Source organism: Rhodanobacter sp. B2A1Ga4, assembly GCF_018101315.1.
Taxonomy (GTDB): domain Bacteria; phylum Pseudomonadota; class Gammaproteobacteria; order Xanthomonadales; family Rhodanobacteraceae; genus Rhodanobacter; species Rhodanobacter thiooxydans_A.
Window position 1 is genome coordinate 51,383 of record NZ_JADBJR010000002.1, and the last position, 13,542, is coordinate 64,924.

The following is a 13,542-nucleotide window of genomic DNA, read 5'->3' on the forward strand; positions in this document are numbered from 1 at the left end:
GCTTCCGGCACATGCCTTCGGCACGCGCAGCGTCCTAGGCTGGACTTCCCCAGGGAGAACACCATGCCCAGACGCCTCGCCTTCGCCTTCGCCGCCGTGCTGACCACGACCGCTTCGCTGCACGCCCAGACCGCACCGCCAGCCTGGATCGCCCGCAGCAACGCCGACTCGCAGATCCTGCTCGAGCAGATCGCCCGCTTCAGCCCGGAGTTCGCCTCGCAGGTGGGCGTGTCCGGCTACGACGACAAGGTCGCCGACCTCCGCCCCGGCGCGGACGAGCGCTCGCGGGCCGCGCTGGTCGTGGCGAAGGCGAAACTGCAGGGCTTGCTGGCCACGGAGCAGGACGCCAACGTGCGGCAGGACCTGCAGATCCTGATCAAGGCCGCCAGTGAACAGATCGAGGGTATCGACCTCAACCGTCAGTACCTGCTGCCGTACACCGACGTGGGCCAGCTGGTCTTCAGCGGCGAGTTCAGCCTGCTGAAGGACGACGTCGCCGCGGCGCGCCGCCGCTCGGCGTTGCAGCGCTTGCAGTGCTACGTGGGCAAAACGCCCGGCTGCACGCCGATCGCCGAGCTGGCGAAGGCGCAGACCGTCGCCCGGCTCGGCGACAAGGCACTGCTCGGTCCGTACAAGGGCGAAGTCGAGCAGAAACTCGCGAACAGCCAGCGCTATGTCGACGGCATCCGCCAGTTGTTCGCCAAGTACAAGCTGGACGATGCCGAGGGCAAGGCTGCACTGGACGCGCTGGACACGCAGCTGAAGGCGTACGACGGCTGGGTGCGTGGCACCGTTCTGCCACGCGCGCGCAGCGACTTCCGTCTGCCCGAACCGCTGTACGCATACAACCTGCGCCAGGTCGGCATCGACATCCCGCCACAGCAACTGATGGAGCAGGCGCAGCTGGAGTTCGTCGAGCTGCGCGGCATGATGCAGGTACTGGCGCCGGTGGTGGCGAAGGCCGAAGGCATCGATGCCACCGACTACCGCGACGTGCTGAAGGCGCTGAAGAAACAGCAGCTGGGCCGGGACCAGGTGGAGCCGTGGTACCACGAGGTGCTCGGCCACATCGAGGACACCATCCGCCGCGAACGCATCGTCACCCTGCCGCAGCGCAAGATGCAGATTCGTCTGGCCTCGGAGGCCGAGGCGGCGCAGATCCCGGCGCCGCACATGGACCCGCCGCCGTTCATCAACAACCACGGCGAGCAGGGCACCTTCGTGCTGACCATGGGCAACCCGGGCAAGAACGGCGACGCGACCCAGGCCTACGACGACTTCACTTTCAAGGCCGCCGCATGGACGCTCACCGCGCACGAGGGCCGGCCGGGTCACGAGCTGCAGTTCGCGGCGATGGCCGAACGCGGCGTATCGCTGGCGCGCAGCCTGTTCGCGTTCAACAGCGTCAACGTGGAAGGCTGGGCGCTGTATGCCGAGGCCGAGATGCTGCCGTACGAGCCGCCGGCCGGCCAGTTCGCCGCGCTGCAGGCACGGTTGATGCGTGCGGCTCGCGCCTGGCTCGACCCGATGCTCAACCTGGGCCTGATCACGCCCGCGCGTGCACATCAGGTGCTGGTCCACGAAGTGGGCCTGTCCGAGGCGATGGCGCAGCAGGAGATCAACCGCTACACGTTCGACTCGCCCGGTCAGGCCAACGCCTATTTCTACGGCTACCTGCGCCTGCAACAGCTGCGCCTGCAGACCGAGCTGGCGCTGGGTCCGAAGTTCGACCGGCTGGCGTTCAACGATTTCGTGATCGGCCAGGGCCTGCTGCCGCCGGAACAGCTGGCCGAAGCCGTGCGCACGCAGTTCGTGCCGGCGCAACGGAAACGCTGAGCGTCAGCGCCGCGCGCTCTTCGCCAGCCAGCCGGCAAGCTGCACGGTGTCGCGACTGAGCGCAGCGGGCAGCACGATGTAGTGCCGGCTCGGCGCCGCGCCGGGTTTCGCGATCAGCCGCGCGGTGCCTTCCAGCCGCAGCAGCGCTGGCTGGTCGGCGGGTGCCAGTTTCAGCGCCAGCCCGCCTGGTGTCAGCCATGCGCACGGCTTCTCGGCGAGATACGCCATCAGCCCGCCGAACATCGGCTTGAAGCGCAGTTCGTGCGGTCGGCCCAGGTGGGTGGCCGCATCCTCCAGTTCGCGGCGCAGCAGCGCGAGGCTCGCCGGCGTGCTCATGCCGGCGCGTCGGGAATCACGTACAGCAGCACGGCGAGGAAATGCAGCACGCTGCCGGCCAGCACGAACACGTGCCACAACGCATGGTGGTACGGCAGTCGCCGCCACAGGTAGAACGGCACGCCCAGCGTGTAGGCCAGCCCGCCCGCGAGCAGCAGTGCGGTGCCGCCAGTCTGCAGGTGCTGGCTGAGCGGCTCGAACGCGATCATGCCGATCCAGCCCATGCCCACGTACAGCAGCACCGCCAGCTTGTGATAACGCTTGAGCAGGCCCAGCTCCAGCGCGGTGCCGGCCAGCGCCAGCGTCCACACGGCCACGAACAGGCTCCAGCCCCATGCCCCGGGCAGGGCGACCAGGGTAAACGGCGTGTAGGTGCCGGCGATCAGCACGTAGATCGCGATGTGGTCGAGCGCGCGCAACGTCGGTTTGGCGGCCGCCACGGGAATCGAGTGGTACAGCGTGGAAGCGGTGTACAGCAGCACCAGCGAGGTGCCGAACACCGCGCAGGCCACCACGGTCAGCGCATTGCCATGCAGGGCCGCGAACGCGACCAGCGTCGCCAGCCCGGCGATGCTGAGCACGATGCCGAGGCCGTGGATGATGCTGCTGGCAAGCTCGTCGCCGAAGCTGTAGCGCGGGATAACCGCACCGGATGTGACAGACATGCGGGACTCCTGGGGAATGCGAGGTGCGAGGGCATACCTTAACCGGGGTGTCCGCGCCCGACTATCGTGGCGCATGGTCGCCCCGGCACCCTGTCACGTCATTCGATGATGAACGCGCCGAACGCCACGCCCAGGTTCCAGCCCTCGCCCTTGCCGCTGAGCGCCAGCGAGACGTTGCCCTTGGTCAGCACCTGCGCCGCCGCCGACTTCTCGGCGCCGGCATGCGCTTCGGCATTCGCGTAATGGCCCAGCACGTCGCGCACGTTGCTGGCGCCGCTGAACTTGCCCACGCCGTCGGTGATCTTCGTCTTGCCGAAGGTCAGCCCGCCACCCTTGGCACGCAACTTCACCTGCAGGCTCTGGCCGTTGCTGCAATGAACCGTGCCGCTGCCGCTGGCGGTCTTGTAGAACACCGACCAGCCGGACAACTGGAAACTCATCTTGCAGGAAATGTCGTCAGCCCGCACCGGCGCGCCAGGCAGCAGGCCGGCACAGGCCAGCCCCGCCACGGCCGTCCACTTGATCAGGTTCATCATCGTTCCTCATCGCATGCCGGCTGCTTGCCGGAGGTCGATTGTTGCAGGACTGCCGCGTTCGCGGTGAACACTGTCGTGAAAACCGCCTTCACGAAGAATCCACACCGGATCGCTGCCGCGGCAGCGCACGATCCATTGGCGGGTGTGACCCCTACCACCCGCGTTCCACATTCCGCCCCGCCTCCCCGCGGGGCTTTTTTTGCCCGTCGCGACCGCGCTGCCACGATCCCGCATTTGGCCATCCAGCCGTCCGCTTGCGCAAGCGTATTCCATGGGCATACGCTGCAGACGCGGCGACACGATCCCCCTGCTCACGCAGCGTGGCTGCCGCGACACCCCTACCAAAACCAGCCACACCGAAGTCAGGAGGTCGCCATGTCGTCCGCAAGCCTGGCCGTAGCTCATCGTACCCACCCCGACCGCACACGCATCGCCGCCATCAGCGCCGCGATCGCACTCAACCTGGCCGTGATCGTGATCGCCACGCGGCCGACCGGCCCGACGCTTTTCCACGTGATCGAACAGATCAGTCCGGCACCCACGATCCGCCTCGTCGAGCCGGAACCGCCCCTGCCTCCGCCGCCACCGGTCGAGATGACCCCCTTGCCGCACCCGCCCGCCGTGCCGGTCGCGCACACGCCGCCGTTGCCGGCCAACCCGCCGGCGGTCGTGCCCAGTACCGAAGGCAACGTCGCCGCGCCGCCGGTCGCCACGCCGACCCTGCTGCCGAGCGCCACGGCGCCAGGGCCGGCACTGACGGCGCCGGTCGAGGCCAGCCTGGCTTACCGCTCGGCCCCGCTGCGCTTCCCCACCCGCGCCCTGCAGCAGCGCATGCAGGGCACGGTGCTGCTGCGCGTGCTGGTGGACGAAACCGGCAAGCCGGTGCAGGTGGTGGTGGAACGCGGCAGTGGCTACCTGCTGCTCGACCGCAGCGCCGCCGAGCAGGTGCTGGCCGGCTGGCAGTTCCAGCCGGCGCTGGTGAACGGGCGGGCGGTGCGGGCCTGGGCACGGGTGCCGGTAACGTTCGACCTGCGCGACTAGCACTTTCGCAGCGGGCGTCCGGTCGGCGGATGCGCCGGCCGGACGCCTTTTTGCGCGCCCGCGCCAGTGCCTGCAGCGATGCCGCCGGCTTACGTGGCTTTAACGATATGCATGCTCCACTGGCGCCCATTCACCCTGCCAGGTTCCACGCATGGGCAAGCACCCGCCTCTCCTGAAAACCCTGCGCGCGATCGCGCTGGAACACGCCGCCGTCGAACACCCCGACCTCGCCACGATGGCGCGCGATCTGGGCCGCGTGGTGCATCAGGATGCCTCGGTGCTGGCCCGGCTGCGCCAGCGCCAGCGCGGCTTCGAACGCTGGCTGCTGGCCGAGCGCGGCAAGCCGCCGGTCAGCGTGCTGCTGCTGGCCTGGCCGCCGAACCACGCCACGCCGGTGCACGACCATGCCGGTCCGTGGAGCCTGCAACTGACCCTGGTCGGCGCGCTGGAAGTGCAGTCCTACCGCCGCGACACCGACTCCGGCGAACTGGGCCTGCACGGCCGCAACTGGCTCGGCCCGGGCGACAGCGCCTGGTTCGAGGGCGACCGCGGGCTGGCGCACCGCTGCCGCAACCTGTCTCGGCACGACACGGCGCTGTCGCTGCACGTCTGCGGCGGCGAGCTGCCCGGATACTTCGCCCGGGAGCAGGCCGAGTCTGCCGGGCACCGGGTCGCGCCGCCACGACGCAGCGCCATCGCCGGTCGCCTGCCCGGCTGATCCACCCGCCACCACACGCACGGGGAGTTCCATGTTTCGACGGGTCGCCATCATCGGCGGCGGTGCCGCGGCCGCCACGCTGCTCAGCGAACTGCTGGAGCACACCTCGCCGCAGCCGCTGCAACTGGACTGGTTCACCGGCGGCGGCACGCCGGCGCGCGGGGTGGCCTACGGCACCGCTTCGGAACGCCACCTGCTGAACGTGCGCGCGGCCTCGATGAGCATGTTCGCCGGCAAGCCGCGCGGCTTCCTGGATTTCGTGCAGCGCGACGACCCCACCATCGCCGGCACCGATTTCCTGCCGCGCCGCCGCTACGGCGACTACCTGGAGGCGGAAGTGGCGCGCGCGCTGCAGCAGGGCAAGGCGCGCGGGCACCACGTCAACATCCTGCCATTCGCGGTCGACGCGCTGGTGCCCGAGTCGGGTGGCGTCACCGTGATCCACGGCGAGGAAAGCCACCCGGCCGACGCTGCCGTGCTGGCGCTGGGCGCGCTGCCGCCGCAGCCGCTGGCCGGGGTCGGCGCCGCAGCGCTCGCCAGCGGCCGTTACGTGGTCGACCCGTGGCGCCTGCTCGCCGACACCGGTGCACTGCAACCGCCGCCACGCAAGGTGGTGCTGATCGGGCTGGGGCTGACCGCGGTCGACGTGTTGCTGGAACTGTCCGCGCAATGGCCGCAAGCCGAGTTCGTCGCGATCTCCCGCCACGGCCGCTTTCCCGAGGCGCACCTGCACGCCGCCGCCGCGCCCGCCGACGACGGTGTCGCGCTGGTCGAGGCGATGCACGACGCACCGGAGATCCGCCGCTGGATGCGCCTGTTGCGCGAGGCAATCGCGCAGGAAGGCAGCGAATGGCGCGCCGTCGTCGACGGCCTGCGCCCGCACCTGCCTGGCCTGTGGGCCGAGCTGTCGCCGGAGCAGCGTGCGCGCTTCATGCGCCATGCGCGCTGGGCGTGGGAACGCGTGCGCCATCGCATGCCACCGCAGGTGTGCGAGACGATCGCCGCGCTGGAAAGCGATGGCCGGCTACAGCGCCGGTACGGTCGCGTGCAGGCGGTGGACGCTGCCGGCAATGCGCTGCAACTGAGCGTGAGCCACGCCGGCGCGACCCGTCTGCTGGATGCCGACCTGGTGATCCAGACCGTCGGCCTGGAGACCGACCTGCGCCGCTGCAACCACCGGCTGGTCAGCCAGCTGCTCACCAACGCGCACGTCATCGCCGATCCGCTCGGCCTCGGCGTGCAGGCCGACAGCGACGGCCGCCTGCGCCACGGCGAGCAGTACTGGCCGAACCTGTTCGCCATCGGCAGCCTGCTGCGCGGCACGCTGTGGGAATCCACCGCGATGCCGGAAATCCGCCAGCAGGCTCGCCACCTGGCCAACCAGCTGCTGGGCGACTGAGCGGCCCGCCGCGCCCGCGATGAACGCCAGCGCACTCACCGCCTGCATCGCCCTGCTGCACCTGCTGGGCCTGTTCGCGGCGATGCACGCGGTGATGCACGCGCGTACGCCGCAGGGTGCGATCGGCTGGACGCTCGGCCTGCTGTTGCTGCCGTACGTGACGCTGTTGCCGTACCTGTACCTCGGTTCCAGCCGCTTCCTCGGCTATCGTGCCGGACACCATGCGCCACTCGCGCACGCGCTGCCCGCGACCATGGACACCGCGCCGCCAGTCGACCCGGGCTGCGAACGCTACGCCGCGATCAGCGCGCTGCAGGGCCGGCCGTTCCGAGGCGGCCACCGACTGCGCCTGCTGATCGACGGCGATGCCGCCTTCGACGCCATGCTGGCGGCGATGGCCGCGGCCGAGCACAGCCTGCTGGTGCAGTTCTTCATCATCCACGACGATGCGCTGGGCCGGCGCCTGCAGCAGGTGCTGCTGGAACGTGCCGCGGCCGGCGTGCGCGTGTGCGTGCTGTTCGACGGCATCGGCAGCCACGCGCTGCCGCGGCGCTACGTCGAGACCCTGCGCGCGGGCGGCGTGGCGATCCACCGCTTCGCAACCCACCGCTGGCGCAACCGCTTCCAGCTGAACTTCCGCAACCACCGCAAGATCGTGGTGGTGGACGGCACGCGCGGCTTCGTCGGCGGGCTCAACGTGGGCGACGAGTACCTGGGCCTGAAACCGCCGCTGGCACCATGGCGCGATACCCAGCTGGAGCTGCGCGGGCCGGCGGTGGCCGACCTGCAGCGACTGTTCGCCGAGGACTGGCAATGGATCACCGGCGCGTCGCCGCCGCTGACACCAGCGCCACCCGCCGAGGGCGACACCAGCGCGCTGGTGGTGGCCAGCGGCCCGGCCGACCCGCAGGAAACCGGCTCGCTGTTTTTCGCCGCCGCGATCAACGCGGCGCGCCAGCGCGTGTGGCTGAGCACCCCGTACTTCGTGCCCGACCACGCGGTGCGCGCGGCGCTGCAGCTGGCGGTGCTGCGCGGCGTGGACGTGCGCGTGCTGATCCCGTCGCGGCCGGACCACCGCACCGTGTTCCTTGCCTCCACCCTGCACGCCTACACCGCGGTGCGCGCCGGCATCCGGGTATTCCGCTACCAGCCCGGCTTCCTTCACCAGAAGGCGCTGCTGATCGACCGCGACACCGCGGCGATCGGCAGCCTGAACCTGGACAGCCGCTCGTTCCGGCTCAACTTCGAAGTCGCCGCGCTGGCCGTCGACCCCGCCTTCGCCGCCGAGGTGGCGGCGATGCTGAGTGAGGACTTCAGCCGCGCCCGCGCCGTCGACGAACGCGAGTACCGCGAGGCGCCCTACCTGCGCCGGGTGGCAATGCACGTGGCACGCTTGTTCGACCCGCTGCTTTAGACGAGAGCGGAACGACGCTACCTGCGCCCGCCGAAGCGGCGGCGCCAATCACCACTGCACAACGCCCAACCCACGTAGATGCCGACGGCCACGCCGAGCAATTCGCACAACGCGCGCAGGCCGATGTGGTCCGGGTCGTGCACTTCGGCGAGCTTCACCTTGAGCAGCTGCAGCGACTGCAGCCGGCCATAGTTGAAATAGAACAGGTTCCAAAGGTCGCCGCTGGCGGTCAGCGCCGTCGCCAGCAGGAACGACCAGCCGATCTGCGGGCCCCAGCCCCAGCCGTTGCGCCGGCCCAGCCAGTGGAAAACGAAAAACAGCAGCAGCGCTGCCGTCGCGGCGATCAGGCCGGCCTGGAGCCCGCCGACGATCCCGTAACCCATCCATGACTGGTCGTACTGCATCGCGCGCCCCTGAACCGTGTTGCCACTACGGCGCACATTATGGGTCATGGCGGCGGATCACAGCGCGCACGCTAGACTTGGCGGGTCTTCGCCGCACTTCCATGCCATGAGCCAGCCTCTCTCACCCCATGCCGCGCTGATCGTGGTCGACGTGCAACCGGATTTCATGCCCGGCGGCACGCTGGCCTGCCACGAGGGTGACGCGATCGTACCGGGCATCGACGCGCTGCTGCGCTCACGCCGCTTCCGCCACGTGGCGGCGACCCAGGACTGGCACCCGCGCGGGCACGTCTCGTTCGCCAGCGCGCACCCCGGCCACGCGCCGTTCGAGCAGATCGCGCTGTACGACCAGCCGCAGACGCTGTGGCCGGAGCATTGCGTGCAAGACACGCCCGGCGCCGTGCTGCATCCAGGCATCGACTGGTCGGCGCTGGATGCGGTGATCCGCAAAGGCAGCGACCCCGCCGTGGATTCCTACAGCGGCTTCCGCGAAAACCACGGCCCGCACGGCGCGCGCCCCAGCACCGGGCTGGCCGGCTGGCTGCGCGAGCGCGGCGTGGACGAAGTGGTGGTATGCGGGCTGGCGCGCGACGTGTGCGTGCTGTGGACCGCGCAGGACGCGGTGGCGCTGGGCTTTCGCGCCAGCGTGCTGTGGGAACTCAGCCGTCCGGTCACGCCGGCCAGCGATGCGGCCACCCGTGCCGCGCTGCAGGCGCAGGACATCGGCATCGTCGGGCGCAGCGCGTTCGCCGGGTAACGTGAAGTCCCGGCTCCCTCCCCTGCGACGCAGGGGAGGGTTGGGGTGGGGTGCTCTTGATCTTTGCCGCCCGCGTGGCGCCCCTCACCTGAAGGACGCTCTGCGGTCGGCAACCTCCCGGAGGAGCCTGCGTCAGGCCTCGTTCTCGCCGCTGGCGCGCACCTGCGGCTCGCCGTCGTCGTCAATCTCCACCGTCAGCGTGATCGGCCGGCAGCACACCTGGCAGTCCTCGATGTACTGCTGGCTGGGGATCGAGGCGTCGACCAGGATTTCGATCGGTTCGCCGCAATACGGGCAGTCGATGGTGTGTGGCGTGAGCACGGGGGCGTCTCGACAGACGGGCGCACAAGTACAGCACAGCACCGGCGACGATGCGACGACGAGAACCTGCACAGGCTCTTACCCCTTGTGCGGCGACCAGGCCTGCGGCAGGCCGATCCAGAACAGCGCGTCGCGCTTGCAGCGCGAGGCCAGTTTCAACAGCTCGTTGTCCTTGCTGACCAGCCAGCGCGCACCCGACGCCTGCGCCAGTTCCAGGAATTTCTGGTCGTCCGGGTCGGCGCAGCGCGGCAGCGGCACATCGAGCGACGCGGTGGCCCGTTCGTCCGGCAGGCAGCGCACCAGTGCATCGAACGCGGCCTCGATCGCCGGCCGCGTGGCGTCGCTGACCGGCAGCTGCGGGTAGTGCAGCACGCGCAACCATTCCTCGCGGCAATCGGCACGCGTCACCGCTTCGATCGTGCCGCGCTGCATCGCCACGTGCAACGCGGCGGACTGCGCGTCGCGGAACAGGAAGATGTCCAGGCACACGTTGGTGTCCAGCACGATGCGCGGTGGCGAGGGGTCGACAGTCATCGCGCCATGATGCGTCAAGCGGGCCACGCGATACACTGCACACTTTCCGAGCGGAACCGTCGTCCATGGCCGAGCGCGAGTTCAACGATTACCTTGCCCGCTCCGGTGCCACGCTGGAAGGCTCGCGCTACGCCGCGTGGCTGGCGATCACCCCGCGCCGCCACGGCTTCCCGGTGTACTACGCGATCTGCGAAAACCGCAGCTTCCGCGACAAGGACATCGCCGAAGCTGCCGCCGCCAAGGCGCTGGCCGACATAACGGGGCTGGAAGCGGACGGCACACCGATCTTCCCCGAGGGCTACACCGGTTTCGACGACTAGGCCGCCAGCTCGCGCAAGCGTTCCACCGCCACCGGGATCGCCGCCGGCGCATCCACCGTGAGCATGCGCGGCTCGTCGGCAGCCAGGCCGTTCTCCAGTTCGTGCGCCCAGGTCACGTGGTACGGCAGGTGCACGCCCCAGCCGCCCAGGCGCAGCACCGGCTCGATGTCCGAGCGCAGCGAGTTGCCGACCATCGCGAACTGCGCCGGCTGCAGATCGAATTCGCCGAGCACGCGGCGGTAGGTGGCGGCGTTCTTTTCCGAGACGATCTCGATGCGGCGGAACAGGTCGGCCAGGCCGGACTCGACCACCTTCTTTTCCTGGTGGAACAGGTCGCCCTTGGTGATCAGCACCACCTCGTACCGCTGCGCCACCGCCTCGACCGCCTCGCGGATGCCGGGCAGCAGCTCCACCGGATGCTGCAGCACGGACTTGCCCAGCTCGACCAGGCGATGGATGTCGGCCGCCGTGATGCGGCCATCGCTGACCGCAATCGCGGTTTCCACCATCGACAGCGCCATGCCCTTGGCGCCGTAGCCGAACAGCTTGAGGTTGCGCTGTTCGGTGGCCAGCATGCTGTCATGCACGTGCTGGTCGCCCAAGTCGACGTAGCGCGCCATGATCGCGGCGAACGCCTCGCCGGCCTGGCGGTAGTAGCCCTCGCTGTGCCACAGCGTGTCATCGCCGTCGAAACCGATCAGTTGCAGCATGCTTGACTCCCTCCGGCTCGCCTTTCAGCGTGCCGCTCCAACCGCCGAGCCCGTCGCCGAGCCACCATCGCCAGTAATCGCCATCAGGCCGTAGGAAAACGGCATGCTGAAAGTCGTAGCCACTGGTCGGCCATCAATCCACTCCGGCTTCGCCTGCAGAGCCTGCATTGCCTCCCGCGCCGCCCGTTCAAAGACCGCCATCGAATGCCCGGGACCCCCAGCGAGTTTGCCTGAAACCTTGATGTCACTAACCCGCACATTCGTGACTGAACCGTCCGGCTGGGCGGTCGCCTCGATCCGCATGCTCGCCTCGGTACGTGCGCGCATCATGTCGGCCGGATATTTCAGCGCCTTCGTGAAGGCCAGGCTGGGGCCGTTGGATAAAGGGACGACACGTACGCCGTACTTGTCCGGTCCCTGCTGCAGAATTTCGAACTTGATCCGCTCGTAGGTACGCGCCGTGACCGCGACCCCGTCTTTCATTACCGGCTTGAACTGCCAATGTGCCACCGCCTGCTGGATCGAGCCGGCAAACATGGCAGGCAGATCATCCGGTGGCGTGGCCCGGGCAACATGGCCTTGCGTGTCGATATCCAGTGCCACATCGGCGCGATAGCTGCGCACCACCTGTTGCGCGGCAACCGCGTCGATGCAGAGCAGGAACAGAAGCATGCTTGCGATGGCAATTTTCACGGAGTCCCCCTGTCATGTGCCGCATCGGATCGGCGCTGGCAACCAGCAAGCACCCACCAGTCACGCTCAGCCGAAGTCGCTGCCCAGGCGCAGGTTGATGTGCAACGCGGTGGCCAGTTCGCGCATCGGCTCGTTGTCGCGGCTCAGCGTGATCCAGCCGGCGTACGAGTCGTCCTCGGTTTCCCACGTCCACAAGGTATAGCCGGATTCGGCCAGGCGATCGTAGGCGATGCCGAGCAGGCTGCCGGCATCGGCATCGTCGAAATAGTCGTCGTCGTCTGGATCGCCGGCCCAGTCGATCGACAGGTTCCAGCGCGCGCTGAGTTCGTCCAGCGCCTGCACCAGCGAGCGCAGGTCATCCTCGGCGACCATGAAGCCGGAGCGCCAGTCGATCACCCGCGCGACCAGCGCCACCGGTTCGGCGTCGCCGTCTTCGGCGAGCGCCTCGTGATATTCGCCGAACTGCTGCAGCGCGGTCTCCTCGTCGCCGGGGTTGATCAGCAGCAGCAGCTGCCACACCCGGGCTTCGACCGAGTCGTCCTCGTCGTCGACATCGCGGTCGTCGTCGAAATCGTCGTCGTCGCGCATGCTCACGCGCCCACCCGCTGCCGCACCCGGTCCATGTCGCGCACCGGGCGCACCTCGATCGCGCCGGTGCGCGCCCACGGGAAAGTCGCGGCGATGCGCAGTGCCTCGTCCATGTCGGCAGCCTCGATCAGGTTGAAGCCGCCCAGGTATTCCTTGGTCTCGGCGAACGGACCGTCGACCACGCTGCTGCGCTGGCCGCGCACGCGCAGGGTGCGCGCCGTGGCCGGGTGTTCCAGCTGCTGCGAGCCGAGCAGGCAGCCATCGGCCTGCAAGTCGTCGGCGTGATGGAGGCAGCCGCGCATCAGGTTGTCGAATTCGCCTTCCGGCAACGCCTCCAGCAAGGCGTCGTCGCAGTAGATCATCACGAGAAATTTCATGGCGTCCTCGGCGGGGAACGGTTCACGGAACCGTGGGGAAGCAGTGCGAACGTGGATAATGCCGCACATGACCACCGTGCACGATACCCCCGGCGCATTCTGCTGCCATCCGATCGCGTTCGTGCGCTCGCCGTATGCGCAGCGTATCGACGCGCCGCACCAGCCCACCGTGGTGGCCGGCACCGAGACGGGGGCGGCGGCCGAGGCGGTGATCGAGTTCGTGGCGGACTTCCCCGCGGCGGCCTGGCGCGACCTCGCCGGTTTCGAGCGGATCTGGCTGCTGTTCGCCTTCCACCGCAGCGAGGGCTGGAAGGCCGAGGTGCGCCCGCCGCGCGGCGGCGGCAAGCGCAGCGTGCTGGCGACGCGCTCGCCGCACCGACCGAATCCGATCGGGCTGTCGGCGGTGGAGCTGGTCGCGGTCGAAGACGGCGCGTTGCGCGTACGCGGGGTGGACCTGCTCGACGGCACGCCGATCCTCGACATCAAGCCGTACGTGCCGTACGCGGACGCGTTTCCCACCGCGCGCGCCGGCTGGATCGATGCGATCGACGCGACGCAGGGCCGGCACTCCGCGCCCGGGCCGCGCAAGCCGCGTTCGGCGCGGCCAGGCGGCACGGACGACGACGTCAACCCATCATGAGCAGCTACCGCAGCAGGTGCTGCCGCCGCTGACGTGGATCTGACGCGGCTCGGACACGCGAGCGGCCTCGTAACCCGCCTCGTGCAGGGCGGTGATGACCTGGCCGGAGGTCAGCTGTGCCGCCACGTCGATCTGTCCCGCGACGGGATCGCCGGTGACTTTCGCGGTGGCGTCATGGGCACGCAGGATGGCGGCGATGGCGCCGGTGTCACCGGCAAAATCCTTCACTTGGAACAGCATCGGTACGATCTCC

19 protein-coding genes are annotated in these 13,542 nt (G+C 69.3%); 8 read left to right on the forward strand and 11 right to left on the reverse strand.

Annotated features, from left to right (window positions below; all coding sequences use genetic code 11):
• The first annotated feature begins 63 nt into the window (after positions 1–63).
• On the forward strand, positions 64–1,836 hold the full coding sequence (locus IMW82_RS08860; RefSeq protein ID WP_108470361.1) for a DUF885 domain-containing protein: 1,773 nt from the start codon (positions 64–66) through the stop codon (positions 1,834–1,836).
• 3 nt (positions 1,837–1,839) lie between these two features.
• Here IMW82_RS08860 and IMW82_RS08865 read toward each other — a convergent pair whose 3' ends face one another.
• The 3 genes from IMW82_RS08865 to IMW82_RS08875 all read right to left on the reverse strand — a co-directional run bounded on the left by IMW82_RS08865 (position 1,840) and on the right by IMW82_RS08875 (position 3,373).
• A complete protein-coding gene (locus tag IMW82_RS08865; protein WP_108470360.1) occupies positions 1,840–2,172 on the reverse strand; it encodes a TfoX/Sxy family protein in 333 nt (110 codons plus the stop codon).
• The gene (locus tag IMW82_RS08870) at positions 2,169–2,837 is read right to left on the reverse strand and encodes a hemolysin III family protein (RefSeq protein ID WP_108470359.1); all 669 of its coding nucleotides are present in this window, start codon (positions 2,835–2,837) and stop codon (positions 2,169–2,171) included. The genes IMW82_RS08865 and IMW82_RS08870 overlap by 4 nt, the downstream gene beginning before the upstream one ends.
• Positions 2,838–2,935: 98 nt before the next feature.
• Positions 2,936–3,373, reverse strand: a complete 438-nt coding sequence (locus IMW82_RS08875) for a hypothetical protein (RefSeq protein ID WP_108470358.1) — start codon at positions 3,371–3,373, stop codon at positions 2,936–2,938.
• Positions 3,374–3,748: 375 nt separating this feature from the next.
• On the opposite strand from IMW82_RS08875, the gene IMW82_RS08880 reads away from it, so the two are divergent.
• The 4 genes from IMW82_RS08880 (at position 3,749) to cls (ending at position 7,945) form a co-directional block, all read left to right on the forward strand.
• Positions 3,749–4,414, forward strand: coding sequence for an energy transducer TonB (locus IMW82_RS08880; protein WP_108470357.1), 666 nt, complete (start codon positions 3,749–3,751; stop codon positions 4,412–4,414).
• Positions 4,415–4,565: 151 nt separating this feature from the next.
• Positions 4,566–5,132 (forward strand): cysteine dioxygenase, encoded by a 567-nt coding sequence (locus tag IMW82_RS08885; protein ID WP_108470356.1) that lies wholly within the window; start codon positions 4,566–4,568, stop codon positions 5,130–5,132.
• A 31-nt stretch (positions 5,133–5,163) separates the two neighbouring features.
• A complete protein-coding gene (locus IMW82_RS08890; protein ID WP_108470355.1) occupies positions 5,164–6,531 on the forward strand; it encodes an FAD/NAD(P)-binding protein in 1,368 nt (455 codons plus the stop codon).
• A 19-nt stretch (positions 6,532–6,550) separates the two neighbouring features.
• Complete coding sequence (gene cls / locus IMW82_RS08895; RefSeq protein ID WP_211004336.1) at positions 6,551–7,945, forward strand: cardiolipin synthase; 1,395 nt, start codon at positions 6,551–6,553, stop codon at positions 7,943–7,945.
• 17 nt (positions 7,946–7,962) lie between these two features.
• Here cls and IMW82_RS08900 read toward each other — a convergent pair whose 3' ends face one another.
• Entirely contained in the window at positions 7,963–8,397 is a 435-nt protein-coding gene (locus tag IMW82_RS08900) for a hypothetical protein (protein ID WP_234411243.1), read from the reverse strand.
• A 58-nt stretch (positions 8,398–8,455) separates the two neighbouring features.
• Here IMW82_RS08900 and IMW82_RS08905 point away from each other — a divergent pair, with 58 nt between their 5' ends.
• The gene (locus tag IMW82_RS08905) at positions 8,456–9,106 is read left to right on the forward strand and encodes a nicotinamidase (RefSeq protein WP_211004337.1); all 651 of its coding nucleotides are present in this window, start codon (positions 8,456–8,458) and stop codon (positions 9,104–9,106) included.
• A gap of 132 nt (positions 9,107–9,238) precedes the next feature.
• On the opposite strand, the gene IMW82_RS08910 is transcribed toward IMW82_RS08905, so the two are convergent.
• The gene (locus IMW82_RS08910; protein WP_108470351.1) at positions 9,239–9,427 is read right to left on the reverse strand and encodes a CPXCG motif-containing cysteine-rich protein; all 189 of its coding nucleotides are present in this window, start codon (positions 9,425–9,427) and stop codon (positions 9,239–9,241) included.
• Between the two features lie 78 nt (positions 9,428–9,505).
• Positions 9,506–9,961: a putative toxin-antitoxin system toxin component, PIN family gene (locus IMW82_RS08915; RefSeq protein ID WP_108470350.1), complete on the reverse strand. Its 456-nt coding sequence runs from the start codon at positions 9,959–9,961 to the stop codon at positions 9,506–9,508.
• A gap of 65 nt (positions 9,962–10,026) precedes the next feature.
• On the opposite strand from IMW82_RS08915, the gene IMW82_RS08920 reads away from it, so the two are divergent.
• Positions 10,027–10,281 carry a hypothetical protein gene (locus tag IMW82_RS08920; RefSeq protein ID WP_108470349.1) on the forward strand — a complete coding sequence of 85 codons (255 nt, stop codon included), beginning with the start codon at positions 10,027–10,029 and terminating at the stop codon, positions 10,279–10,281.
• On the opposite strand, the gene IMW82_RS08925 is transcribed toward IMW82_RS08920, so the two are convergent.
• The 4 genes from IMW82_RS08925 to IMW82_RS08940 all read right to left on the reverse strand — a co-directional run bounded on the left by IMW82_RS08925 (position 10,278) and on the right by IMW82_RS08940 (position 12,649).
• Positions 10,278–10,991, reverse strand: a complete 714-nt coding sequence (locus IMW82_RS08925; RefSeq protein ID WP_108470348.1) for an HAD family hydrolase — start codon at positions 10,989–10,991, stop codon at positions 10,278–10,280. The two genes, IMW82_RS08920 and IMW82_RS08925, sit on opposite strands and share 4 nt — an antisense overlap.
• A 24-nt stretch (positions 10,992–11,015) precedes the next feature.
• A complete protein-coding gene (locus tag IMW82_RS17920) occupies positions 11,016–11,684 on the reverse strand; it encodes a TonB family protein (protein WP_159082142.1) in 669 nt (222 codons plus the stop codon).
• Between the two features lie 66 nt (positions 11,685–11,750).
• Positions 11,751–12,272, reverse strand: coding sequence for a hypothetical protein (locus IMW82_RS08935; RefSeq protein ID WP_211004445.1), 522 nt, complete (start codon positions 12,270–12,272; stop codon positions 11,751–11,753).
• A 2-nt stretch (positions 12,273–12,274) separates the two neighbouring features.
• Positions 12,275–12,649: a YciI family protein gene (locus tag IMW82_RS08940; protein WP_211004338.1), complete on the reverse strand. Its 375-nt coding sequence runs from the start codon at positions 12,647–12,649 to the stop codon at positions 12,275–12,277.
• Between the two features lie 67 nt (positions 12,650–12,716).
• Here IMW82_RS08940 and tsaA point away from each other — a divergent pair, with 67 nt between their 5' ends.
• The gene (gene tsaA / locus IMW82_RS08945; RefSeq protein WP_108470505.1) at positions 12,717–13,289 is read left to right on the forward strand and encodes a tRNA (N6-threonylcarbamoyladenosine(37)-N6)-methyltransferase TrmO; all 573 of its coding nucleotides are present in this window, start codon (positions 12,717–12,719) and stop codon (positions 13,287–13,289) included.
• Here tsaA and IMW82_RS08950 read toward each other — a convergent pair.
• Positions 13,284–13,529 carry a hypothetical protein gene (locus IMW82_RS08950; RefSeq protein WP_108470344.1) on the reverse strand — a complete coding sequence of 82 codons (246 nt, stop codon included), beginning with the start codon at positions 13,527–13,529 and terminating at the stop codon, positions 13,284–13,286. The two genes, tsaA and IMW82_RS08950, sit on opposite strands and share 6 nt — an antisense overlap.
• Positions 13,530–13,542: the final 13 nt, after the last annotated feature.